Origin of the sequence: Stenotrophomonas sp. pho (assembly GCF_006228405.1) — a bacterium.
In the GTDB taxonomy this organism is placed as follows: Bacteria; Pseudomonadota; Gammaproteobacteria; order Xanthomonadales; family Xanthomonadaceae; genus Stenotrophomonas; species Stenotrophomonas sepilia.
Window position 1 is genome coordinate 3,935,869 of record NZ_CP029759.1, and the last position, 22,077, is coordinate 3,957,945.

The 22,077-nt window shown below is 59.9% G+C and carries 24 protein-coding genes and 1 pseudogene; 10 read left to right on the top strand and 15 right to left on the bottom strand.

The genetic code is table 11. The features are described 5' to 3' along the window. Positions 1-13 precede the first annotated feature (13 nt). Together DL544_RS18300 and DL544_RS18305 are read right to left on the bottom strand one after the other, a co-directional pair. Positions 14-421, bottom strand: coding sequence for a hypothetical protein (locus tag DL544_RS18300; protein ID WP_139727718.1), 408 nt, complete (start codon positions 419-421; stop codon positions 14-16). Positions 422-470: 49 nt separating this feature from the next. Beyond that, the gene (locus DL544_RS18305; RefSeq protein ID WP_139728151.1) at positions 471-890 is read right to left on the bottom strand and encodes an H-NS histone family protein; all 420 of its coding nucleotides are present in this window, start codon (positions 888-890) and stop codon (positions 471-473) included. Positions 891-1,008: 118 nt separating this feature from the next. Between DL544_RS18305 and DL544_RS18310 the strand changes: the two genes are divergently transcribed. Continuing rightward, positions 1,009-1,401 carry a DoxX family protein gene (locus DL544_RS18310; RefSeq protein ID WP_069139686.1) on the top strand — a complete coding sequence of 131 codons (393 nt, stop codon included), beginning with the start codon at positions 1,009-1,011 and terminating at the stop codon, positions 1,399-1,401. 18 nt (positions 1,402-1,419) lie between these two features. Here the strand turns inward: DL544_RS18310 and DL544_RS18315 are convergent, their stop codons facing one another. Beyond that, complete coding sequence (locus tag DL544_RS18315; protein ID WP_255312994.1) at positions 1,420-3,195, bottom strand: serine hydrolase domain-containing protein; 1,776 nt, start codon at positions 3,193-3,195, stop codon at positions 1,420-1,422. A 61-nt stretch (positions 3,196-3,256) separates the two neighbouring features. After that, positions 3,257-3,898: a hypothetical protein gene (locus DL544_RS18320; RefSeq protein WP_139727720.1), complete on the bottom strand. Its 642-nt coding sequence runs from the start codon at positions 3,896-3,898 to the stop codon at positions 3,257-3,259. 898 nt (positions 3,899-4,796) lie between these two features. Here DL544_RS18320 and DL544_RS18325 point away from each other — a divergent pair. The 3 genes from DL544_RS18325 to DL544_RS18335 all read left to right on the top strand — a co-directional run bounded on the left by DL544_RS18325 (position 4,797) and on the right by DL544_RS18335 (position 7,599). Then, positions 4,797-5,579: a hypothetical protein gene (locus DL544_RS18325; protein ID WP_139727723.1), complete on the top strand. Its 783-nt coding sequence runs from the start codon at positions 4,797-4,799 to the stop codon at positions 5,577-5,579. A gap of 451 nt (positions 5,580-6,030) precedes the next feature. Beyond that, the gene (locus DL544_RS18330) at positions 6,031-6,435 is read left to right on the top strand and encodes a hypothetical protein (protein ID WP_005419578.1); all 405 of its coding nucleotides are present in this window, start codon (positions 6,031-6,033) and stop codon (positions 6,433-6,435) included. Between the two features lie 27 nt (positions 6,436-6,462). Then, entirely contained in the window at positions 6,463-7,599 is a 1,137-nt protein-coding gene (locus DL544_RS18335) for an XVIPCD domain-containing protein (RefSeq protein ID WP_139727725.1), read from the top strand. A gap of 88 nt (positions 7,600-7,687) precedes the next feature. On the opposite strand, the gene DL544_RS18340 is transcribed toward DL544_RS18335, so the two are convergent. Continuing rightward, positions 7,688-8,698 carry a phage portal protein gene (locus DL544_RS18340; protein ID WP_139727727.1) on the bottom strand — a complete coding sequence of 337 codons (1,011 nt, stop codon included), beginning with the start codon at positions 8,696-8,698 and terminating at the stop codon, positions 7,688-7,690. Then, positions 8,698-9,495, bottom strand: coding sequence for a phage terminase large subunit family protein (locus tag DL544_RS18345; RefSeq protein ID WP_255312995.1), 798 nt, complete (start codon positions 9,493-9,495; stop codon positions 8,698-8,700). Before DL544_RS18345 ends, DL544_RS18340 begins: the two co-directional genes overlap by 1 nt. A 484-nt stretch (positions 9,496-9,979) precedes the next feature. Between DL544_RS18345 and DL544_RS18350 the strand changes: the two genes are divergently transcribed. Then, positions 9,980-10,576, top strand: a complete 597-nt coding sequence (locus DL544_RS18350; protein ID WP_139727731.1) for a hypothetical protein — start codon at positions 9,980-9,982, stop codon at positions 10,574-10,576. Positions 10,577-10,619: 43 nt separating this feature from the next. Here the strand turns inward: DL544_RS18350 and DL544_RS18355 are convergent, their stop codons facing one another. Both DL544_RS18355 and DL544_RS18360 read right to left on the bottom strand, forming a co-directional pair. Further along, positions 10,620-11,654 (bottom strand): YagK/YfjJ domain-containing protein, encoded by a 1,035-nt coding sequence (locus DL544_RS18355; RefSeq protein ID WP_176556931.1) that lies wholly within the window; start codon positions 11,652-11,654, stop codon positions 10,620-10,622. Between the two features lie 213 nt (positions 11,655-11,867). After that, positions 11,868-12,095 carry a helix-turn-helix transcriptional regulator gene (locus DL544_RS18360; RefSeq protein WP_139727734.1) on the bottom strand — a complete coding sequence of 76 codons (228 nt, stop codon included), beginning with the start codon at positions 12,093-12,095 and terminating at the stop codon, positions 11,868-11,870. 493 nt (positions 12,096-12,588) lie between these two features. Between DL544_RS18360 and DL544_RS18365 the strand changes: the two genes are divergently transcribed. The 4 genes and pseudogenes from DL544_RS18365 (at position 12,589) to DL544_RS18375 (ending at position 14,070) form a co-directional block, all read left to right on the top strand. Beyond that, a complete protein-coding gene (locus DL544_RS18365) occupies positions 12,589-12,951 on the top strand; it encodes a hypothetical protein (RefSeq protein WP_139727736.1) in 363 nt (120 codons plus the stop codon). A 20-nt stretch (positions 12,952-12,971) separates the two neighbouring features. Then, a pseudogene (locus DL544_RS22590) lies at positions 12,972-13,118 on the top strand (helix-turn-helix domain-containing protein); the annotation flags it as partial. Positions 13,119-13,141: 23 nt separating this feature from the next. Beyond that, positions 13,142-13,456 carry a hypothetical protein gene (locus DL544_RS22115; protein WP_255312996.1) on the top strand — a complete coding sequence of 105 codons (315 nt, stop codon included), beginning with the start codon at positions 13,142-13,144 and terminating at the stop codon, positions 13,454-13,456. After that, on the top strand, positions 13,453-14,070 hold the full coding sequence (locus DL544_RS18375; protein WP_255312997.1) for a site-specific integrase: 618 nt from the start codon (positions 13,453-13,455) through the stop codon (positions 14,068-14,070). Before DL544_RS22115 ends, DL544_RS18375 begins: the two co-directional genes overlap by 4 nt. A gap of 40 nt (positions 14,071-14,110) precedes the next feature. Here DL544_RS18375 and DL544_RS18380 read toward each other — a convergent pair whose 3' ends face one another. The 4 genes from DL544_RS18380 to DL544_RS18410 form a co-directional block, all read right to left on the bottom strand. After that, positions 14,111-14,536: a hypothetical protein gene (locus tag DL544_RS18380; RefSeq protein WP_139727738.1), complete on the bottom strand. Its 426-nt coding sequence runs from the start codon at positions 14,534-14,536 to the stop codon at positions 14,111-14,113. 1,059 nt (positions 14,537-15,595) lie between these two features. Beyond that, positions 15,596-15,919, bottom strand: coding sequence for a hypothetical protein (locus DL544_RS18390; protein WP_139727740.1), 324 nt, complete (start codon positions 15,917-15,919; stop codon positions 15,596-15,598). Between the two features lie 129 nt (positions 15,920-16,048). Next, entirely contained in the window at positions 16,049-16,534 is a 486-nt protein-coding gene (locus DL544_RS18395) for a hypothetical protein (protein ID WP_139727742.1), read from the bottom strand. Positions 16,535-18,345: 1,811 nt separating this feature from the next. Next, positions 18,346-18,960 (bottom strand): hypothetical protein, encoded by a 615-nt coding sequence (locus DL544_RS18410; protein ID WP_139727748.1) that lies wholly within the window; start codon positions 18,958-18,960, stop codon positions 18,346-18,348. A gap of 63 nt (positions 18,961-19,023) precedes the next feature. Here DL544_RS18410 and DL544_RS18415 point away from each other — a divergent pair, with 63 nt between their 5' ends. Then, positions 19,024-19,308 carry a hypothetical protein gene (locus DL544_RS18415; protein WP_139728155.1) on the top strand — a complete coding sequence of 95 codons (285 nt, stop codon included), beginning with the start codon at positions 19,024-19,026 and terminating at the stop codon, positions 19,306-19,308. A gap of 720 nt (positions 19,309-20,028) precedes the next feature. On the opposite strand, the gene DL544_RS18420 is transcribed toward DL544_RS18415, so the two are convergent. The 3 genes from DL544_RS18420 to DL544_RS18430 form a co-directional block, all read right to left on the bottom strand. Then, positions 20,029-20,949 (bottom strand): LAPAL motif-containing putative phage structural protein, encoded by a 921-nt coding sequence (locus tag DL544_RS18420; RefSeq protein WP_139727750.1) that lies wholly within the window; start codon positions 20,947-20,949, stop codon positions 20,029-20,031. A gap of 241 nt (positions 20,950-21,190) precedes the next feature. After that, complete coding sequence (locus DL544_RS18425; protein ID WP_139727752.1) at positions 21,191-21,700, bottom strand: hypothetical protein; 510 nt, start codon at positions 21,698-21,700, stop codon at positions 21,191-21,193. Between the two features lie 57 nt (positions 21,701-21,757). Beyond that, positions 21,758-21,967 carry a hypothetical protein gene (locus DL544_RS18430; protein ID WP_139727754.1) on the bottom strand — a complete coding sequence of 70 codons (210 nt, stop codon included), beginning with the start codon at positions 21,965-21,967 and terminating at the stop codon, positions 21,758-21,760. Between the last annotated feature and the right edge of the window lie 110 nt (positions 21,968-22,077).

Below are 22,077 nucleotides of genomic sequence, written 5' to 3' on the forward strand. Positions count from 1 at the left end.
TGCGTGGAAACACTCAGCGCAAGCTGCGCCGGCAGGCGGCCTGCACCAGCATCAGCTGCGCCACCAGGATCAGCATCGCGCAGCCCGACAACAGCCAAGGGTTGATGTACCACTGCTCATTGAAACTGAAGTCGCCTGCGGAAATGCGCTTCCAACCGTTGAAGTGCTGCATCGCTGCGACCACGAAGGCGAAGCCACCCGCTGTGTACGACAACCAGGGCACGATGAGGCTCCCCGGGCGCGCGAACAGCGTCAGCAGGCCGAGCACGCCGATGACCGTGCGCTGCACGCGGCAGTACGGGCAGACATAGGCCATCCCGCTCCATTCCACCGCCCAGGCCAGCAGGCTGACCAACATGCCCGCCACTGCGGCGGCGTGCAGGACTTTCGGCGTGATCGTCATGCCACTCTCGTGTGCCATCCCGTGCTCCTTGGTTGAAAGACCCGGGCAGGGTAGCAGTGCTGCAGCCTCATCCCTTCTTGATGACGGTCCGCTTGCCGATGGTGCTGGTCTTGCCAGCGGTCGGCCTGGCCAAGCCAGGAATCAGGAAATCGGTGACCTTGTGGCCCATCGACACCTTGGACGCCAACCAGCGCGGCATGCGCCCGCGACCGGTCCAGGTCAGGCGCTTGTATTCCGGGTCGCGATACTTGGGCGCGACTTTGCCGGATTTACGGCGGGCGGGTTTGCGGGCGGGCGCAGGTGTTTCCGAGGCTTGGCCGCCAAAGAGTTCTTCAAGGGTGTAGCCAGCTTCGGCGGCGGCGGCCTTCAGCATCCGCCGCACCGCACTGGCCGGACGGCGGCTGGAAATCAGCTGTTTCCGCTGTTCAGCGGCAACCACCAGGGCACCCAGCTCGCGAAGGCTGAGCGATTCAATATCGATCATCATGCGGGAAAGGTCTACTGCAGCGCGGCAGCTGTCAAGGCGCCTGGCCCGGCGCGTAGACACGGGCTTCACCGCCGGTGGGCTCCGATCGCCTGCATCGGCCATATCCGAGGACATCGACGTGAGCACTTCATCGCATTCGCTCGCCTACCTGCTTGCACGCATCCTGCTGATGGCCCTGTTCCTGGTCTCCGGGCTGGGCAAGCTCGGCGATCTCAGCGGTACCCAGGGCTACATGGAGGCGATGGGAGTACCCGGCATCCTGCTCTGGCCGACCATCGCGTTCGAAATCGGCAGCGGCCTGTGCATCCTGCTCGGCTTCCAGACCCGGCTGGTGGCGGTCGTGCTCGCAGGCTTCAGCCTGGTCACCGCTTTCATCTTCCACCACAACTTCGCCGACCAGACCCAGCAGATCATGTTCCTGAAGAACCTGGGCCTCGCCGGCGGCTTCCTGCTGCTGGCCTGCACCGGGGCGGGACGCTACAGCATCGATGGGCGTGAGCGGCGCGGATGAGCACGCGGCATGCCGCCATCACCCCTGGTCCACGGGCGCGACGCGCTGCAGGCGCAGGTTGCGCCATGTCGGCTGGGAGCCGCGAAAATCCACCGCTTCGCCATCGCTGGTGAACAACAATCCTGGCTCCACCTCAGCAACCAGGCGGATGCCATCGATGTACAGCCAGCCGTGTCGTTGCTCCAGCACAACGAACATCGATGGTTTGCCCCATTGGTCAACGCGATAGCGTCCCAGCCAGGGTTGCCAATGGGGCGCCTGCGGCCCGGTGGGCCCATCGATGGGATCGTTCTGGTCCAGGCCATCCTCGCCGTTGCTGCATTCCAGGTACGCCGGCAGCATGTCCGTCGCCGCATGGTAACGGTACGTCGCAACCTCTCCATCGGTGTCCACAGTGAAAAGTTGATCGCCGTCGATGGCCGCAAAGCGGGTACCCTCGGCGTGCGCCCCTCGATGCAGTTGCAGCTCCCCGTTTCCGGCAACCCCGATCTTCGCCTTGCCGCTGCGCCCGATCCAGCTTCCCGCCATCTGCTGCATCTGGTCCTGGGTCAACCTGATCGGCGCCAGGCTTGATAGGGGCACACGCGGCTGACGGGGCCCGAAACGCGCCGACAACAGCTGATCGAGCAGACGCTCGCCGATGCCGTACCCCGCAGACGTCGCGCGATTGAACATCGCGGCAAATCCAGCGTTTGCCTGCCTGCAGTAGGTGAACACGCACCCGAATCCGAAGCCCCCGCCGCGGTGGTGCAGCAGCCGCACCGGTGTACTGCCGTAGAGGCGTTCGCTGCGCATGACACCGAGCCCGTAGTCGCCGCCCAGGCCGAAACCATGCATCTCGTCCCAGAGACGGGGCTCAAGCAGTTGCTGCGCACCGGATCGGCCGCCACCGAGCAGGAAGCCAAGATACTTCGCCATGTCGGCGGCACTGGTCCACACGCCTCCCGACACCACCAGCGGCGTCACCGGCGGTACCTGCGTATGGCCTTCCTGGGTTCCCAGTGCCCGCACCTTGCTTGCCAGGTAGACCGACGCATCGGCCGTACTGTCGTGCATTCCCAGCGGCTCGAAGATCCGGCGCTGCAGCCAGGCCGGATAGCTGATGCCCGCAACCTGCTCAAGGACATGACCGGCAAGGTCGAAGCCCAGGTTGGAGTAGCGATAGCGCGTACCCACCGGAAAGCGCAGCCATGTCTGCGAGATGCTGCGGACGTGCGCATCAAAGCCCGGCGACGCCGGTTCGTAGTTGTTGCCCAGTGGCGCCTCGTGCGTGAATCCCGCGCGATTGGCAAGCAGCAGGCGCAGGCTGATGCGCTCCTGTGGAGCATGCTCGAAGCGGCTGCGCACCGTGAACGACGGCAGATAGCGGGTAATGGGCGCGTCCAGATCAAGGATGCCGTCCTGCACGGCCAACAGCACCGCCACCGCCGCGAAGTTCTTCGAGGTGGACTGGATGCTGAACATCGTGCTGGCGTCTACGGGCACGCTGCCCTGGCCTGATACGTGACCGAAGCCTTCAGTCCAGCGCACCTGCCCGCCTTCGACCAGGCAGACGGCAGCGGCACCGATGCCGCTGCCGTCCATGGCCGAGCGGATCACGCCGCGTTCCGCGTCGATCAGGCTCGCGGTGGTGACGCTTGGCCGCGCCGGGGTGGCAACACCGGTGGGCATGAGCGTGGCCGCCGGAACAGCCGCGGCATTGGCCAGGAAGGTGCGACGACTGAGCGTACCAGGCATCAGATCACTCCACTTCAGGATGCCGCCATCTTCCCGCCAGCAGAAATGGCAGGGCATGTGTCATTCGGCACAGAGTGCGGTGATCGATGGCGCTGCGCCTTCGCTGGCTGAGCAGACCTCAGCCCGGAGGGTCCGGCAAGCGGATTCCCTGCGCCGAAACAAAGGCGCGGGACTCGCTCCAATAGGCCTGTGGCGGTTCCCGCAGCTCTGGTCGCGCCCAGTAGTCGTTGCCATGCAATGCGCTCATCACATGGCACCAGCCGTCACGCGGATCGTGAACCTGAAATCGCCCGCGATGATGGCGCGGATGATACGCGTAGTGACCAAGCGCCTCCTGGCGCGCTTCATCCGGCCAACGACCCGCCTGATGGACCAGCGTCCATGCACGCATGTGGCGTGCATGCGCGAGCGCGCCCAGGTACTCGTCCTCATCCAGCAGTGGCACCTGCTCACCGCGGGCCAGGCACAGTGCGTCCGATTCGGCTTCGTAGTCCAGCGACGGCCGCGCCAGTTCCGGGTGCTGCTGCCAATACCTTTCGCCCTTCATGTGCAGCATCGCCCAGTGCCAGGGCTCGTCGTGGAAGATCAGCGCGTATTCGTATTCGCGGCCGGGGCTCTGGTCGGGATAGCGCTTCCGTGCCTGTTCGAGCGCCTGCGCCTCGGGCACCTGGCCATGGTGGACCAGACACCAGGCGAACAGGTGCCGGCTGTCTTCGATTTCGGTGGTGAAGTCTTCCACCGGTGTATCGGTGTTGGGCATGGTCGATCCCTGTGTGCGGATCAGATGGTACCGACGCTGCAGGGCGCGCGGGGCGCGGGAGCAATGAGATCTGCAACAGGTCGTGCGAGGTCGCGTGGGGGCCCATCACGATTCGAATCTGGAATCGACGGATTACGGGGCCTCCACAGCGCTTCCACGCGCCTCCACAGACCTTCCAGCCGTAAACCACGCGGCTGATTCCCAGGCCCCGCGACCATCTTCGCTCATCTTTGTGCACCTCCTTCCGCTGACAAAAGGTCGCCGAGCGGTCGCCAATGGGCGCAATGAAGGGAATGCTCGGAGAGAACGGACTGGCCACCTTGCCGATCGGCCAACGGGCCTCGGATCCAGCGTCGCATGGTGTGGGCTGCCCGGATGTGCGGAAGCTCGCCGGCGGTGGGCTCAGGTTCCGCTACAGATACACCAAGGCCAACGGTCAACGCGATCGCGTCGCGGCCGCACCAGGAGGGAGGGCGCAACCTTCGCGATGAGATCGCAACTGCGGCGGCCGCCGTCGGGCTAGCGAGAGAACAAGCCAATTGCTACCGCGGCACGGAATGGCCATTTTGCCATTCATGCGCTCGCGTTCCGAGGAAGGGTATTTGTCGCTTTACGTCCACCGATGCGTGACTGAGAACACGCAAGAGCAAAGCGTAGCCCGCTGCAACGAATTTCTGGTTGACAGTGAATATCACCCCGCAATATGAAATCCCGGGAATCGAGAGGCAGGGGATCAGCGCCGAAATCAGCTATCACCACGGCCCGAGGTCAGTCCATCGCAAAGCTCCGCGACGACAAGGGAAAAGGAATCAATTGAAGATCAGTAGAATTCTCATATATGGAATGTTCGTCATCGGCGTAGTCGCAACCATTTCCTGGTTGGCCTGCAGACCATCCGATGTCAGAAAGCAAAGGAGATGAGGTTCCTCTCAGTGAGAAAAGCACTTCGTCAACGGATATCGCATCTGAATCAAGCATTCATCAATCCTTGCGTTCGCCACACCAATCCATCGAATCAACAGTGGCTTTGGGTGGCAAGGCATTTCTGCTCAAGATCGAAACACCTCACTACGAAGGCGACGCCTCGGAATACATTGACAGGCGCATCGCGGCTGCACGGGCCGGCGATGCCCAGTCGAGCTATGAGATCCATAACCGCATTGCCAGTTGCAAGCGGGCGCTTAACTCAGGTGATGCCGATGAGTACAAGGCCTACGCATCAGTGGAAATCGGCCAGGAGATTGGCCACTGCCAAGGGCTGATAGGGCGAACGGAACTCGGAGATGAGAATTGGCTCTCTCTTGCTGCCGCCCAAGGGTCGGTCGAAGCGAGACTGATTTTCGCCAAAGACCCGAAAGCCATCATTGGAAACTTGACTGAAGCGCTCAAGGATCCGGAACGGATAGCCAATTATCGAAGGGATGCGATTGATTATCTAAATGAGTCGGTATCACAGGGAAGCGTCGACTCGATTGAAGCCCTTGCTGACATCCATGACCGAGGGATCATTGCCGACAAATCCCCTGAAAAGAGCCTTGCATACTGGCTCGCATATCAGCGCGCGCACCCCAATAGCCAATCAGCGGCATCCATTGCGAGACTCTCCAAACTGTTGCAGCCCAACCAGATAGAGCGATCCAACGAGATGTCTGAGGCCATATACAGATCCTGCTGCTTGTAACCCAACAGAAGTTTCCTACTCACCCAACATGGCGCACGATGAAAGCAGTGATTTCGAAGAAATGGTTGATTGCAACCTCCCTAGTTGTCGCGATTGCTTCCTCTTGCCCACCCATAGCTCGCCCCTTCCAACTAAACGAATAATCTAACACTGCGCGAAATCTCCCAAAATCGCTATCCGGTGGGGGTTCCGACCCGTGCATCACAAGACGTTGTGCTAGATTCGGGACAGTGTTCCTGGCGCGAGAGGTACCTTCATGGATGCATGGCTCGACAAATGCGCTACTTCATCAAGGCGCGGAGATCGGAGTCACCTCCGGCTTGCAGCGTATCGCTGCCTCTCAATAGCCGTTTCAGCGTTGATACTGTCAGCGTGTTCGAGCGGTGCCTCACCAACCCCATCGCATAAATCTAATCAAAGACAGTCCGTCAAATCAGGGAGTGAAATTGGTATGGAGCGATTCAAGAACGACATCGAGCGCCTGTCTAGTGTACGTTTTGATGATGTCGACGCGTTAAATGAACAGCTCCACACGCATCTGGGAGAGCCGACACGCCAGGACGTGATTGACGAACGGATCGCAGAACACGGAATGTTGGGCGACCTTGAGGTCCGGAACATCAGGCTGAGAAGTGCTGCTGACGATCCTGCGCTCGCGAACCTGATCTTTGAGATCGCACCACCAAGCATTGCGCTCGAGGAAATCATCTGGGAAAACTCGACCAAACATCCATCTCGGCCTGACGCGCCTGGCTCTCGCCCTTACTGGTCTGCGCAGGTGAACGATGCAAAGGTCGTGCTCGGACTCGATTCCGATAACGTGACGCTGACCTACATATCGATCAGTCAGCGCTGATCCCTGTTATTGCGAAGGAGCCGGAGCATGGAGCGTACTGAAGAATCTGGACTGCCGCAGCCGCAGGAGGGAGGCCGCCCAGGAGCCACACGGCGTCCTGCATCGCCATTGGACGACCCCTCCTTGGCGCCGCTTCTAGCAAAATCCCCAACACTTCAGGCGGGCCTCACCCAGGCGAGGCGTGAAGGTATCGTTATCCAATGGGGGGCAGCCGGTGAAGGCACTTATCTTATACCCGGCGTCAAGATCGTTATTGACGAGAATGCGATTGGGCAAGGCTCAAGGATCGCAAGTTCTCTTGCTCACGAAGTTGGGCACCATCTCTTCACCGAACCCGAAAATCGAACTTCTAAGCAAGCCTATGTGAACAGCGAGCTGCGAGGAGAAGCCGCCGCGACTCTCAGCAATGTCCAGGTCCAGCGTGAGATCGTTGCAGCTGGCGGTCCAGATATTGGCGTTTCCGGCACAGGTAATCGTCCACAACAATACGGAACCATTGCGGCGGAACTCCAGGCCGGACGGATCAACCGTAACCAAGCACTTGGGCAGATCGCTGAGGTGTTCAAGACAGAGGCTCCGTCTGTTGGTCCTCATGCGACATACGAACTCTACTATGGCGACTACTACGACCGGGAAATAGCACCCACGCAACGGCGGCGTAGGCCAGATCCAGAATTTGACGCCGAGCGCATTGCGGTTGCGGAAATAGTCGGTTCGGACAGCGACGACTCGCCCTCACGGCAGCGAGCATCCTCCTCAGCCCCTGAACTCGGCGATGCTGACCGCTCTCTCTACATGCAGATTAGGGCAGGTGTGGAACGCCTGGACGCAGAGCATGGGAAACCTTGGGACGAGTCGAGTCAGCGCATGTCTGCAAGCTTGCTGGTACTGGCGAAGGAGCAGAGCCTTTCACGGGTTGACCATGTTGTCTTGAACAATCCGACAGAGAACCTAGCTCGAGGTGAGAGGGTCTTCATAGTCGAGGGAGCAATGGACGATCCCGCCCATCGTCGAGGCCATATGAGTACGATGGATGCGCTTCGCGCACCGGAGGCGGAATCGCTCCATCGCGCTGATGCGTTGAGCCAATCACAAGCAGCGAGCCTTGAACAACAACCGGCACAGCAGGCGCATACGCAAGACGGGCCATCGTTCTCGAGATAAAGCCGTCACTGTGCTATCGGCGCCATTCATTCCACCGCCTTGGCCCACAAGTGAGCGCCCACGCTGCAGCTCGGGCGCTCTCGAATCATCATGCGGTCGCCTCCAGTTCGAAGGGTTCGAAGCGGATCACGTCCTGGCCCAGCCACTCGTTAATAGCTGCCATGTGCGTCTGCAGCGGCGCCAGTTCCATCGCCGCCCACACGCCCGCCGCGTCGCGGATCGACCCAAACCCGCCACTGTTCTGCGGCACGATACCCAGAAGCTGCGGTGGCACCCGGAGCACCGCCAACATGTCATCGCGGGTCACACTCTTGATCCCGGTGAACTCATCTCGGACCGCCACCTCACTGACCGGGGTCACCTGCAAGCCGTCCTTCTTCCCATTGGGCGAGTGCACGAACAGGTTCTTGAAATTGCCCGGCCCGCGCGACTGCCGCAGCGCGTCGCGCAACGCGTCCACGTCCAAGCCCTCGGGTTGGGGGTCGGTCATGTAGAGAATGTAGCCGGCGTGCGAACCGTTGTTGTAATACTTCCGGCGGAACAGCGTGGCCGACTCGTTCAGCAGCGCGGCCTCTACGGCTGGCATCCACTCCGGCAGGCCGTAGATCTCCTGATCAGCATCTGCCTCTCGCAGCTGGAACACCTCACCGGCGGGAAACTCATGCTCTACCCGTGCGGCACGCACCGGGAAGAACTCACCGGGCTGCACGCCACGGCGCACGTACTGCGCCAGCGGCACCGCCAGACTGTGCGCGGCTCCTGACATGGGGCGGCGACGCTCGACATACCCCATGCCGAAGGTGGTGTAGTCCAGCGCCAGCTGCGAGAACGCCTCACGGCTCAGCAGCCGGTGCGGTCGGAACGTGCGCACCAGCATGTTGCGTTTGAATGTCAGGCCGCTGTGCAGGTACGGGTTGGAGCGCGTTGTGCGCGACAGCCCTTGCAGATCCACCGGTGGCTCGAAGTAGCGGCCATTGCGCCAGCATTCGAGGTAGTCGAGGAAGCCGCGTGATTCCAGCACAGGGCTGGCCTCGCCAAAGGTGAAGGCTTCGATACTCACCGGCGGCGCGGCGATGGCGCTCTGGTCGGTGTCGGTCATCAGAAAATCTCCATGGTGCCGCGCGCAGCCCGTCCGCCTTCCAGCGGCTCGCTCTGCAGCGCGTGCGTGAGTGCCCAAGCCAAGTCAGCATGGCCGGTGGTACGCGAGCGCCCGGCGGTGTAGGTCACCTGGCGCCCGCTCGGGGTGATGGTTTTCTGGATCGCCAGCAGTGACTGCGTGAGGTCGATCCAGCCGGCGTCGTATTCCTGCCGTTCGTCATTGATTACGTCATAGGCTTTCAGCACCAGCCGCGTTTTCACCTCGGGCGAATAGTTGAAGACAGTCACGCCGGGTAAGAACTGGCGCACCAGCTGAGCAACGCAGGTGCCCATGCCGGTCGCATCCACGCCGATGTAGGTCACCCAATAGCGCTTGGTGATCTGCTCGATGAACGCCGCCTGGTCTTTGAACTCCATGCCCTTGAACTGGTGGCGTTCCAGCACGCGGAACTTGCCCCCAGGCACCAGCGGCGGGGCCACAACCACGATGCCCGCGCTGTCGCCGGTCTCAGCCGGGTCGTAGCCGATCCACACGGCGCGGTCGCCGTAGGGCCGGACGGCAAACGGCTTGTAATCGACCTGGCAGGGCTGCAGCATCGTGAGCGGGAACACACTGGCGCTGTCGTCCACGAACTCGCACATCAGCAGGTTGGCGAACTCCTCGGCGCTGTAGTCACGGCGCAGTTCCTCGATATCGAACAGGTCACAGCCACGGTCCGCCGCGTCCAGCACGGTCACGATCTGGCGCCAGATGGCGTCCTCGCAGGGCCTGCCACCCATCAGGCGCGCATGGCTCACGTCCAACACCGAGGGCAACCGTGGCGACAAGCAGGATGCGGCCGGGCACAATCGCCCACCACTACGGGCCGCTACGATCACGACTTGCCAGTCGTGAAACCACCTCGCAAGCGTTGAGTTTTCCCGCGAATTTTCCCGCCGGCACAAAAAAGGCACTTGGGCGTAAGCCTAAGTGCCTGTTTTTTTATGGCCCACCAGCAACCACAAAGAAAGTACAAGTGATTGATTTGATTAATATTCAATCTACTTTTATCTACTTTAGACTCACAAAACGACTCACTAAAGCAACTGGTATGCTCCCCGGTCCGCCTACAGGCCGCCTCCTCGGATCCCCCTCCAGATAGCGCCTACTCACCTAGGATCATTTGTGGACTTGCCAGATTTTGACCCGGAAGCGCCTCCGCCCTGGAGCTCGGCAGGAACGTTCGCAACTGACAGAGAGCGGCCTTGGCTGTATGACTGTATCAGGAGGGCTGGCTTTGACATGGAGGTTGAGTTCAGCCTTCGGGTGCTGCCACTGAATCGGGTAGGCACCTACGCAGAAGTCTGGAACGATCTGCTCGACCGGGTTGAGGAGGATCGACACCTTGCGACGAAGTTGGACAACGAGATCCAACTGCTGAGGTCCATGAATGTGGTGCCTGAGGTTCACGAGCTGATTGAAGCGGCGATGCTGTTCCTTCTCGAGGCCCAGATTGCTCACGATGCCCACGATGCTGGCCGCGCTTGGGCCGCGCTTGTGAGGTGTAACTACTACCTCGGGACCTGCAGCTCGCACGCGACCCAGCTTGAGCTGACTGCTCTGGGCGGGCGGATCACTGGCAGTCGAATCGTGCCATTGAGGAACATGGTAGTGGAGATGCTGAAGGCGATGCCCGACAACTCCCGTGCCACAAAGCAAGATCTGTGGGCGGAGATCCTGCCGGCCATGCAGAAGTTCGGGAAGGATCATCAGGCTAGAAGCACCAATCCGCGCCAGCTACTGCAGCGTTGGACCAACCATGACCCGGCGGTCCATCCCCAGTTCGCGCGAGTAGTAGAGGGAAGCCTCAACACTCGGGCCCGTCGCAAGGTTCGTTAAGAGCAGAAAGGGAGGGGAATATCCCCCCTCCCCCTCATTTCGACTACATCCTGGGCCTCCCGAGCTTTTTGAGCGAGTCGCCCCCAGCCTGTCCCTTGCCAAAGGTCCGGCCCAAGCCAGGCTCGCTTAGGCGGACGTAGTAATCCGCCTTGGTCAGGTAGAGCAGGCTGTACTCAAGCCGCCGCCGCTTGGCCTCATCATCGTACTCAACCATCCCTATGCCCAGGGAATTGGTTCGTTCATAGAACTCCTTCCGGGCATTGCAGTTCCAATAGCTCCCATCGGAATGCGTCACTTCGTCCTGCCAGAACTCACCAATCGCCTGCGCAATCCTCACATCCTGGCGAACCAGATGCCCATTGAGGAATGCCATCAGGTGAACGTGGTAGGACTTGCTCGGTCCGAACTCCAACTTCCAGACGTACCCGACCAAGGCTGGGTAGCTTCGGCGCAGCTTGCGCAAGCAAGTGGCCAAGTCGCGCTTGATACGCACGGGATCCACGTTACGACCTGACAGCAGTTCGCGATGGGCTGCGCTGTAACCTACGTCCAAACGAACGACGCAGAGACGAGAGTGCTGCCGATACAGGGCCTGCAGGTAGTCCAAGGCTGCCTTGGCATTCTTCCGGGCACTGCGCTCCTGTGTGGCCACCAATTGAGTGAATTCGCTGCTCCGCGCGATCGCTCGGATGCGTTCGACCCATGCGTTTGCCTCTGCCACGTCCGGACTCAGGCCTTCGATAGCATCCGCTCGGTGGCTAAGGAATTCTTCCGCCAGCAGCTCAAAATAGGGGCTCAGCTTCTGCTTGGAGAAATGACTCTTTATGCCTCCATAGTCCATGTTGACGCACTGGCGGAGAGCCCGCGCGACCGGGTGTACAGCCGTCCGTGTCAGTCCAACAACACGGCGGCTCCAGAACATTTCAGCCTTTGACTTCACAAGAGCGCGCATCACTCGATCAACCTGCACGACCTGTGCTGGGTAGTCTTTCGAGGGACGGACGATCCAGGCACTACCCTCGTGCTCAATCATCCGGTCAGCCCATTGGCCGACGATGTTCTCTTCCTTCTTGTACATATCTCTCCGTCGCGGCCGAATGGCCGCCCAGATAGGGAGAGAGGTAGGAGCGGACCGACTCCACTCATGCATTGGAGACTTGCGTCCAATGGCAAAGATATAAGTTCCGGAACTGCCCCTACCCTTCCCACCCTTTAATTGATGGGTCGGTGCGCCTCCTACCCCCAAGGTTTCCTGGGGTAGGACGGCGATTGAGTCCTGTCGAGTTGGTGACTAGACGGGGCTCGCGCCGCGCTCAGCAATGCGGAGCTTGATCCAGTCTTCGATCTCACTTTCGACCCAGGCCACCGAGCCCGGGCCGATGCGAACGGGTCGCGGGAAGCTCGGATCGAAGCGCTTGTTGGAGTGCTGCAGCGACGCATAGATCGTGGAACGACCTTTACCGGTCCGGCGCTCCACCTCCTGTCGGCGAATGAAGCGGATGTTCTGAGCAGAGTCCATGTGGTTGTCACCTCGTTGCGAAAGGGACACCCAAGGTATGAACGGTTTCAGCAAGTGTCGATTACTTAAGCTACCTAGGTACGTTAACTATCCAATGACTACGTACCCCAACTCGTGCGGCCTGCGTCCGAGTTGGTTCTGCCTGCAGGGGAAGTTGGTTCCGTTGGAACGATTGGGCTTCGGTGGGACGCCTGCTCCCGAGGCGGTGCAGGCGTCCTGGGAACAGTGGTCAGCGCGGCAAATGGGCGCTAAGCACGCCTGCCATGAAGACGACGGCGAAGGCGGCCAGGTACTCAAGGGGGGAATTGGATCGTTCGATGAACACGATAGGCTCCTAGTCAGTAGGGAACCGGCATTGCGCCGGCATAAAAATGAGAGGCTGTGGCCTCTCTCTATCGTGTTATAGGTTTGAAATCCGGTTGAGTGATCTCCGGGGTTCCGGCCTGGCCTTCAATGTGGCAGGGTGCGGGTAGGCACGCAGGATCAGATCCCGATGGACACCTCCGAATCCGACGTCTCCCTGCAGGACGAGATCAAGGCACTTCGACAGCAAATAGCGGTGCTATGCGTCGATCTGTCAGGAAAGGACTGGCTAACCGCAGACGAGGCCGCCCACTACTGCGGCGTGTCAGTTAGCCAGTTCAATGCCCGGGCCCACGAATACGATCTTGATCCGCGCAAGTTCATGGGGAAGAAGCTCTATGCGAAGGCGGCTCTCTACCAGGCGATCTACGGCGCGAAGGCTTGGTCGCGTCCATCGATAACTTCCGCACCAACCCTAGCTGCAACCTCCCCTGAGATGAAGGAAGCTCTTGCCCGGCTACGGCGCTTTGACCAGCGTAAAGGGAAGCGTTGATGGATCCGGATGGCAAGCTAATGACGCTGGCTCAAGCCGCTGAACATTGCGCCTGCCATCCCCGAACCCTTCGCCGCGCCATAGACATAGGCGAGCTGGCCGCATGCCGGTTGGGGCAAGGCCCGAAGTCAGACCGCATCCACCCCGTAGACCTAGCCGCATGGCTGGATAAGTGCAGGGCCAAAACGCTATGCCCATCACCAAGCGTGCCAATGGTCACTATCAAGTTACCGTCGGACACGGCGGAGGAACGCATCGCAAGACTTCTCGACACTGGTCGTACAAAGACGCGAAAGAGTACGAACGCAGGTACATCTCCGCGCTCAAGGACATTGCGGCCGGTAGAGAACCGGAACGAGTGATTGCTGAGGCGGTCGAACGCTGGCTGACGGACCATGTGCCGCGCCTGCGCTCGGCTACCAAGACGAAGGCCCACGTCCGGGCGCTGCTGCCCTACATCGCTGGCCGGAAACTGGGGAGATTGCCCAGGTGTGGGCAGAAGTGAAGGCTGCAGAGATCGGGAAGGCTCCGGCCACGGTCAACCACAAAGGGCGCATCCTTCGGCAGATCAGCCGGATGGCGTGGCGCGAGTGGGGGTGGCTGGAGCGACCAGCTGCTATCGGGCTGCTGCCGGAGAAGCCCCGCGAGACGTTCCTGACGCTCGATCAGGTCGAGGCGCTGGCGAGGGCTTGCCCGAATCCTGCCGTTGGCGACTATGTGCGGCTGGCGGCGTACACGGGCATTCGGCGCGGGCATCTGCTCCGCCTGACGGCCCACGACGTGCGCGGAGGGTTCATCCACCTGGACCGCACCAGCAAGACGCGGACACTGCAACTGGTGCCGCTGCACCCCAAGGTGGCAGGGATTGCGGCACGACTCCCACTGGGCGCCTCAGACGATCAGGTCCGGGATTCGTGGGCCAAGGCACGCGAGGCGTGTGGCCTGCAGCACGTCCGCTGGCACGACCTGAGGCACACGTGTGCTTCGTGGCTGGTCCAAGCGGGAGTTCCATTGAATGTAGTCGCGGAGGTGCTAGGGCATAGCAACCTGTCCATGACCCGGCGCTATGCTCACCTGTCGCCGGAGCACCTGACGGATGCAATCTGCAAGATCCAGTAGCTCAGAGCAATACGGGCGCAACAACGGACGTATTGCGCGATCAGTCGCACAATCCGTCGCCGTCCAGATCCTCGCACTCGGCGCCCGAAATGCTCTCTCGCTGCACGCCCTCGGCGTATGCTTCGCAGCCCTCAATGAACGACTGTGAATTGCCGCCGCAGTCATCAGGGTGAGCAATCCCCTTATCCTCTGCCCACTGGTAGCCAGCGTCATGTCCAGCGCAGTCCTCAGTGCACGGCTTGCCTATGGCATCCCAGTCCTCTGCATCGACAGGAGGATGCTCAGAAAGAGCTTCGGATGGCTCTACGCTCTCGGCTACAGTTACGTCATCCACGACTTCGCGATCCTCGAATTGCTCCGCAGTTGAGTTCCTAGACAGACTCGCGTGCTCCTGGGGTTCACCTGTGCATGCCGTAAGCAGAAATCCAGCTACGGATAAGATGGGAAGTAGAAAGATCGGCCTCATCTGGCGACAGCTCCTAAAGCCATAGAGTGGAGTTAGCCCGATGGTTGAATCCGGCTGCGAGCTCGTCTTCGCTGTCCAAATCTGTTCTCATCCCGCCACTTCAACACCTCCCAGGCCACCCATGTCGCTGGGCGCATGGTCAGGCGAACCGGGAAGTCTGGGCGACAGGCCACTGTTTCAAGAACAGTGCGCGGGGACAGTCCCAAGAGAATTCCAACGTCAGCGACTCCAATTGCACGTAGCTCCCAAGGGACGCCGCTACCATCATCGGACATGGTGACCTCCTATTTCGTCTTACTACGGCCTGCGACAGTAGCTTTGTGCCTTGCTGGCACTGACTTGGTATCGAATTGATGACTGCATGGCGTCGTCGGCCTCGACTGCGCAGGTCTGCCTGGGGTCCATCCGCGATGCGCACTTCGCCAGTGTCTCCGCCGACCTGGCCATCTCATCAGCGGCTAGCAAGAACTCGTTGCAGAGACTACCGGCCGCCGACGCCAGGTAGTTAGCGCGGGCGCTACCGTAGCGTTCCACATCGTTCACATCCTGGGGGCTCTCCGTGGCCGGCGCGTTGAACCTAGGCCAGCTGCCGCTGGAGCCTGCCAAGCGATATGCAGTCGGTTCTGTCGGAACCGAAGGGCTACGATAGACAGGTTGGGTATAGGCCGACGCCGGGACACTGGGCACGTATCCGGAGCCGTATCCTCCACTCGGTGGAGGTAGAGCATATGGATCCTTCTTGCCAGCCTGGCCCGTATAGGGGTTGTAGTTCCCCCGGGTTGAGTAGTTGTCCAACGTCGACCGGTTCGGAGCGCTTCTATAGTGCGGGGCTACATAGGTCCCGTCCTTCTTGACGTAACCGCTGACCCGCACGCCCCGCGCGTCAGCGTGGCTTGCCCACACCAATGCCAGCCCCAGACAGAGCATCAGAAATCCTTTCATCGCGCTCACTCCCAAGCGTCGTCCGTAATGGACATCCTGCAACCCCATTGGGGCTGTTTTGGCGGGATGCTACTCCTTCATCTGGCTCCATGCCAATTGAGTTCTAGAAGGTTCTGATCATGGTTTGCAGACCTCGACACCCCACATCTCCGGCACGAGATCCCCAAGTGCCCAGAGAAAAGTGCCTAGAACACTTGCGACATAGACCACGTGCATAACACGCTGCTCAACGGTTATCCCAGAACGAAGACGCCTCTGGAAGCGGTCCTGATTTGCGAAAACATACCCTTGGGCGAAAACAGCAAATCCAACAAACAATCCGCCGACTCGGGGCGCCCAACACTTGTCACCGAAGATCAGGGTCAGCCCGATGACCAAAGCGATAGTGGCGCACTGGATTGCTAGTCCGATCAACGGCCACATGATCCAACGCTTCAGCACCTTTCCCTCCCCCAAACTACGCTCTAGAAGTGAGTTTAGACGGCTCTTCCAAGGATGTGCCATTGAACCTCACTCGCCCTCCCTCATGGAACCGGACGCCGCTTCCCTCATCAGGCTGGCGCAGCACACCTACGTTTCGTAGCCGGACCTTCGTCCGATTCGGGGCGCTCCTGGCTTGGTCTTGGCCGAAAGGTTACGCGGCCCCAACGCTTCCCTGACCCTCGCCGTAGCGGTGGCCGTTGCCTCGGCCAGACGCCGGGCCTGTTGCTGCTGCTCGCGGGTCGGCGGCAGGCCCAGTGGTGGCGGTGCCGGCTGAATCGGTGTGCTGTCGGTCAGGCGGGCAACGGCCTCGCGCAAAGGCAGCTCGGGATACAGCCTGGCGGCGCACCAGCGCTCGGCGTAGCGCTTGCCTTGGGCGATGCTGGCGACCGGAACTTCCTTGATCTGCCACATCTTCCGGGCATCTAGACGCGCGCACACATTGCCATCCTTGCCGCGTCTGATGTTGGCGATCTGTCGACCGCTCCACCACAACACCCAGCTCTCCCCCATCTGGACCCAGCCAGAGGGAATGGGGGCAGTGCGGAAGCCTTGGTAGCCGTGCGAGGGAAGCATGACTGGAAGGATACGCTTGGGCGTCGCAAGGGCTGCGACATGATCGCCGCCACCCGGATGGCACCGGCCGGGGCACCCGCGTTAAGGCTGGTGATGACCATAATTTTACCTATGTTATTGTTTTGTATGTTTTTTATGATGTCTAAAAGTTGGTTGAAATTTGGGCTTCAAATGGTGCAGCCAGAAAAAAGATATGCAATACTCGCCTCCACCCCGCCCGTCCGGCTACCCAATGCAAACTGCCCCGCTCTTCCTTAGCGTCCCTCAGAGGGACTCTTTGCAGTTCGGAAAAGGCGACTATTTCGAACCTAAGAAGGTTGCCGAGTTCATGCACTTGGACCGCAATGCGGTCTCCAAAATTGCCTCGGTTTCATCCGCTTCTGTTCGGTGGGATGAAAACGCTCCCAAAGCTGTGAGGGAGCGCCTGGAGGAAATCGGAGCAATCGCGAATATGGTCGCGGACATCTTCGAAGGAGATGCGGCCAAGACTGCTCTCTGGTTTCGAACCAAGAACCCTCTTCTAGGGGATATCGCCCCTAGGGATATGGTCCGCCTAGGTAGACATGACCGTTTGCGTCGATTTATCGTTACTGCCATCCAAGAGGATCAGGTTAGGTAGCGCATGCCAAGGAGGCCTCAGCAGCCCGTTCCTCTACACGGCATTCCCAACGACTTCCCCGCGAACATCCACGTCCTCGACAGATTCACCGAATCTGATCTGGAAGTGTGGAAGAAGAGGTCTCGTGAGCTAGACGCGCTTCACGATGAGCTTTACCACGGCCTAGAACCAGAGCGAACCCGAAGAAGAGAGCAACTTGTCGAGGCGCTAAACTCGCGCCCGGCCCCTCCCTTTGATTTCGAAAACTGGGTGAGGATGGTGCAGTACAGCTATTCCCACGACCCACTCTCTGCCGCCGGAAGTGTTCGATCTGTCGGCGGAAGGTTCAGCATCGGTAATGACTGTGACGAATCAGGGGCTGCAGCTGTGTTTCCTGCGCTCTACATAGGAGATTCGCACGAGACAGCTTTCCGAGAGTGCTATCAGATGGCCTCCGAGAAGATGCATGCCACCGGGCTCACCCCAGCAGAGATGAGTCTCCGACGAAGTGATGCATCCGTGCGAATGAACGGGCACATTGAGCGAGTGTTCGACATTAGAAATCTCGACAACCTCAAGCCCGTTGCCAAAGTTCTCGCGAAGTTCACGGTCCCGCGCGAACTAGCGACTCTCGCCAGATCGCTAAAATTGGGCAAGCCAGAGGAGCTACTGATTCGCACGCCGTCCCGCCTGCAGACCAACCTTCAGGACGTGAACTGGCGAGCGTGGCCAGCTCAGTTTGGCTTGCCTTCCCCCAGCCAGCGCTTCGGATTACTTCTAAAGTGGGCTGGCTACGAAGGTGTGTTGTATCGCTCCAGCAAGCAACCTGGCTCAGCGTGCATCGCCGTTTTCCCCAGTAATCTGTGCAGCGACCGAACCTATGTCGAGTTGGCGGATGCTCATCCGCCCAACGTGACCCAATCAAGGCTCGATCTCAACACTGCTGACTCCCTTTGCGGGTGGCAACACGTACGCCAAGCTGATCGAGCGCCTTAGCGTACGATGCCGGCGCGGCGCTGCTCACGCGCCACCCGGGTTGAGCTGCCTTCGGCTCCGGATCCGGCACCGTCAGAATGCCCGCCCTGCCCGGCCGACACCATCGGGCAACTTCGCCCTGTCGGGTGGAGCTGCCCCTACACGCCCCGGGCACGTCCGACCGGGCCGCCCTCCGGCCATATGCGGCCGCTTCGCCTATCTACCGGGCCCCTAATCGTCAGATCGGCCCCAGGTCCTTCACGACCGCCTGCCCCTTCTGCAGGAACCCCGCCAAGACGCGTCCACCGGCCACCTTCCGGCCCATCTGCTCGTTGAGGTAGCTGGCCTGCAGCCTTGAATGGACCACCAGTTCCGTCTGGGCCATGCTCGGCGTCACAGCCTGGAGGGGCTCGCCTGGCGCCGCCAGCTGGCCACTGATCGGCTGGACCACGCAAGGGCGTTGACTGTCGCTCTTGGCATACGCGGTGGCCATCATCCGGCCATTCTTCGGCGACCAGCCGCCCAGCACCAGCTCGGTCCCGAGCTGATCGAGCGGCAAGCCGGCCTCGGCCGCCGCCTTCTCGTAGTTCGGCCAAAGTTGGTCCACTACCAACCCCAACTCGGCAGATAGCTGCTCCATCGTAAAGTCCGCCCGGAAGCTGGCCTGCAGGGTCAGCTCGTAGATGCGCAGGAAAAACTGGGTAGAGCCTCGCGTAGCCAGCATCAGGTTGTGCTGAGGGACAAGCAAGAGCTTCGCCCCGGCGGAATGGGCACCGGTTAGGGCATCCTCGGCCAGGGTATCCACCGCAACGACGAGATGGTCACGAGTAAGGAGGACGTTGAGGATGCTCATTGGACAAGTCCGTTGGACTGCGCAGACTATGGATTGCTCCTTCGCACCTGTCCATCATCCACTATGACGACAACAACAGAGAACATCCTTGAGCGCCTGCTGGAGTGCGAGGCACAACTTGAGGCACAGCGTGGCTATTTGAAGGCGCTGGAATATGGCCTTCGAGCAACTGTGATCTCCCATCCCGATCCAAGCGAATTGTCTCGCACCTGGGGCGCGTTGCTTCCAGGAATTGCGGAGAAGCACACCGATGATGGCGGCCCGGTATTCGCAGCCGCCATCACACAGGTATTGATGTTGTTGACCGAGCAAATCGATGAAGCATCGAGAAATCTTGACCGCAGTTGATCTAGCTCCTAATCGCTAGTGATCCTACTCCGTCTTAGTACCAGGCCCCTTAGGCACCGTAAGGTCGTAAGCAATGCACGCGGCTTGCATGATTCCCAATGCTGCGTACCTCTTTTCGTCAGGCTCAGTGATGTTGGACGCTGTAGGAAGCTGTATGCGGATGGTCTCGGCGATCTTGGCCCTCTCCGAGACTGTAGAGCTACCGCTGAATCCCGTGTCTTCCAGGGCCTTTCCCGCCAATCCAGCCGCACCAGCCATCCCACTTAGGCCCGCAATTGCGCCTGCGTGCTTAGCCGCGTTTGCGGCAGTGAGTGCGGGCGCTATGACAGAACCAGCGATTAGACCAGCACCGTAGACCCAGAACGACGTTCTGCGCTGCCGGACCGCCCGAGCTTCCATTGTCTCCAACTGCGCCTTGCAGTGCTTGAGCACATCTGCGGTGGCTTCATCCAAGAGCTTCGCACGATCTTCCTGCGTGATGGACTTGTTCCTCGGCACACCCAAAGAACGAAACTGAACACCTTCAGTGGTTGCGCAACCCGCGCATAGAGCCACGGCAACCACTATCAAGCTTGGTAGCTTCATATGATTCCCCCTGTGGAAACAGACGGCGTTGCACCGCCTGCCGGCGATTTCTACCACACAAGGGCTACCTCCGCAAAAGCGCGGGGCCAGAAAGGATTTTTGTGAAATGTAAAACCCCGCCGGAGCGGGAATTTCTTACTCCTGATCTAGCCCAGGCAGAGGGATCTGAGTTAAGGCGCGCCTGTGGTCTAGGACTTTGATGACGTCATAGTCAGTCTTGGCCCCGCTATCGGTCTGCCACTGGGTGACCTTAACTTCACAGATCAGAACGTCGCCCTTAGAGAAAGAGATGTCATTGGTATTGACTCCGGCCAAGAAAGCTTGATCAAGGATTCTGGCACTGATGGTGGACGAACCGTCTGACAACCTCCACTTATTCTCCTCTTTGAACGCAAGAGAGACAATTGAGAATGCCATAGTGCGGACGTCCTCAATCAATAGGATGTCCTCCCCAGAGGGAGTAGCGAAATACATCCGCTCTGAGTCGAGCACTATGAGATCTATGTCTTGATTGATGCCAACAGCGAAGACCTCTATTCCATCTTGGTCAAGAGGAGCTAGAACTTTATCAAGTGCGCGGCGAACATTTCTATCACGCAACAGAATGAGTACATCCTGTTCTACTTCAAGATACTCGTCGTCACACTTAATGACGGCACGACCCTCTTCCGTCATCGTCACCTGTGATACGGATCTGCCTCTGATCCACTTCAGCGTAGACGCTAAGCTGCTACGGCCCTTTGCATAGACAAACCCTAGTGCGCCCAGTATCGCAAGCGTGTTCGCTATTGCGGTGGCGTTCTCGCCAGCAAAGATGTCCCTTATAGCCTTTATAAGATCTATCGCAGTGACAAAGTCAATGTTGAAGCTTCCCGTTTGGAAAGAGCCCCGGACATTGACCTTTGCCTTGGCTTTATCCCCATGCAGTGCCTTTACACTCGCATCGAGAAGATCTGCCATGGCCATCAGAGCAGGCGCAAGATCACGCGCGTCCATTTGATGGGACGCAAGTGCCCGGCCGTCGTAGGTGACTCGAAAATCTGTCATGCCTTCCATGCTACCGCCTTCCGTTCTCAACAGTTGATTCAGTCAGCCCATCTGCCAATCAGCAGATGCTACCGGGCAACAGGCCAGCAGGCCAGCAGGCCAGCAATCCTGCTCCGCTTCTTCACTATTGCGGTCGTCCGCATCGACCCGAATGCCGGAAGGCCTGACAAAATTCGGTCAACGGGGCACCAGATCAAGCTCCAGACCTAGGCCATACTTCTAGCCTTGGCAAGAGAGGCCGCCTATCGGGCTAAATGGTCGGCCGGCCACGACCCGCGCACTGCGCTTGGAACTCTCTACCTTTCCCCATCCGCATGGTCAGGGCACCACTCAGGGCTGAATAGTGCCCAGAGAGCCCGGTGTAAGTGGAAATGGACATCAGACTCCCGGCAGAGCGAAGCTGGCCTGCATCGTAGAAGTCATTGGGGATCTCCAACCTCGCTGTCCCCGCATCCTTGCTCCAGAGCCGGATGATCTGCCCGAACTCTCGCAACTCGGCATACATGGTCGCGGGCACATCATCCCCACCGTCTGCAGAGATTTTCCCTTCGCAGACCAGCACGTACTCATCAGAACCATACCGAGCCAGAAGGAAGCCGGCGAGGCCGAGAGCTGCAGATAAGGCGACAACAGAGCCAATGGACCACGCCAGTGCAGGTAGCAGTGCACGCCACAGCGCCCCACGCGGCGGCTTACCGCCATAGAGCCGGTTGTTCTTCTCGCGCTCGGCTTGGGCGGCTAGCCAATCGGACTTACCCATACCGTCTCCTCAATGGGCGGATGGCAGCAACGGCCTACTGAGCGGCCGGGCCAGTCATCACTTCATGCCGGGCAGTGCCCCAAGCCAGTTGTTGAACTGTTTGCTGTCTCGCCCCGCCATCTCGTGCGCGAAGACTCTTGCAGCCTCAATAGACTGAGCCAGGATCTCCTCGAAAGAAGGTCCCTCCTGCCGGGAAATCGCTTGCGCTGCCGCCGCCGCATAGATGTGGGCGATTAAAGCATGGTCGGGTTGGCTCGCATTGCTCATCACCATCTCCTTGGCCGCCCTGGCCAATCCAGGGCCTCAAGACATCCTATCAGGGCCCATGTCCCCCTCCGACCTTTAGAGCCTGACAAAACTCAGTTGATTGGATCGGT

Coding starts and splice junctions, on each gene's coding strand:
- DL544_RS18395 (WP_139727742.1), bottom strand. CDS start 16,534: ATGCTTCCCTCGCACGGCTACCAAGGCTTCCGCACTGCCCCCATTCCC.
- DL544_RS18305 (WP_139728151.1), bottom strand. CDS start 890: ATGATGATCGATATTGAATCGCTCAGCCTTCGCGAGCTGGGTGCCCTG.
- DL544_RS18365 (WP_139727736.1), top strand. CDS start 12,589: ATGGACACCTCCGAATCCGACGTCTCCCTGCAGGACGAGATCAAGGCA.
- DL544_RS18340 (WP_139727727.1), bottom strand. CDS start 8,698: ATGACCGACACCGACCAGAGCGCCATCGCCGCGCCGCCGGTGAGTATC.
- DL544_RS18415 (WP_139728155.1), top strand. CDS start 19,024: ATGACGACAACAACAGAGAACATCCTTGAGCGCCTGCTGGAGTGCGAG.
- DL544_RS18335 (WP_139727725.1), top strand. CDS start 6,463: ATGGAGCGTACTGAAGAATCTGGACTGCCGCAGCCGCAGGAGGGAGGC.
- DL544_RS18355 (WP_176556931.1), bottom strand. CDS start 11,654: ATGTACAAGAAGGAAGAGAACATCGTCGGCCAATGGGCTGACCGGATG.
- DL544_RS18410 (WP_139727748.1), bottom strand. CDS start 18,960: ATGAGCATCCTCAACGTCCTCCTTACTCGTGACCATCTCGTCGTTGCG.
- DL544_RS22115 (WP_255312996.1), top strand. CDS start 13,142: ATGCCCATCACCAAGCGTGCCAATGGTCACTATCAAGTTACCGTCGGA.
- DL544_RS18325 (WP_139727723.1), top strand. CDS start 4,797: ATGTCAGAAAGCAAAGGAGATGAGGTTCCTCTCAGTGAGAAAAGCACT.
- DL544_RS18420 (WP_139727750.1), bottom strand. CDS start 20,949: ATGGAAGGCATGACAGATTTTCGAGTCACCTACGACGGCCGGGCACTT.
- DL544_RS18350 (WP_139727731.1), top strand. CDS start 9,980: ATGGAGGTTGAGTTCAGCCTTCGGGTGCTGCCACTGAATCGGGTAGGC.
- DL544_RS18300 (WP_139727718.1), bottom strand. CDS start 421: ATGGCACACGAGAGTGGCATGACGATCACGCCGAAAGTCCTGCACGCC.
- DL544_RS18320 (WP_139727720.1), bottom strand. CDS start 3,898: ATGCCCAACACCGATACACCGGTGGAAGACTTCACCACCGAAATCGAA.
- DL544_RS18430 (WP_139727754.1), bottom strand. CDS start 21,967: ATGAGCAATGCGAGCCAACCCGACCATGCTTTAATCGCCCACATCTAT.
- DL544_RS18380 (WP_139727738.1), bottom strand. CDS start 14,536: ATGAGGCCGATCTTTCTACTTCCCATCTTATCCGTAGCTGGATTTCTG.
- DL544_RS18360 (WP_139727734.1), bottom strand. CDS start 12,095: ATGGACTCTGCTCAGAACATCCGCTTCATTCGCCGACAGGAGGTGGAG.
- DL544_RS18330 (WP_005419578.1), top strand. CDS start 6,031: ATGGAGCGATTCAAGAACGACATCGAGCGCCTGTCTAGTGTACGTTTT.
- DL544_RS18425 (WP_139727752.1), bottom strand. CDS start 21,700: ATGGGTAAGTCCGATTGGCTAGCCGCCCAAGCCGAGCGCGAGAAGAAC.
- DL544_RS18315 (WP_255312994.1), bottom strand. CDS start 3,195: ATGCCCTGCCATTTCTGCTGGCGGGAAGATGGCGGCATCCTGAAGTGG.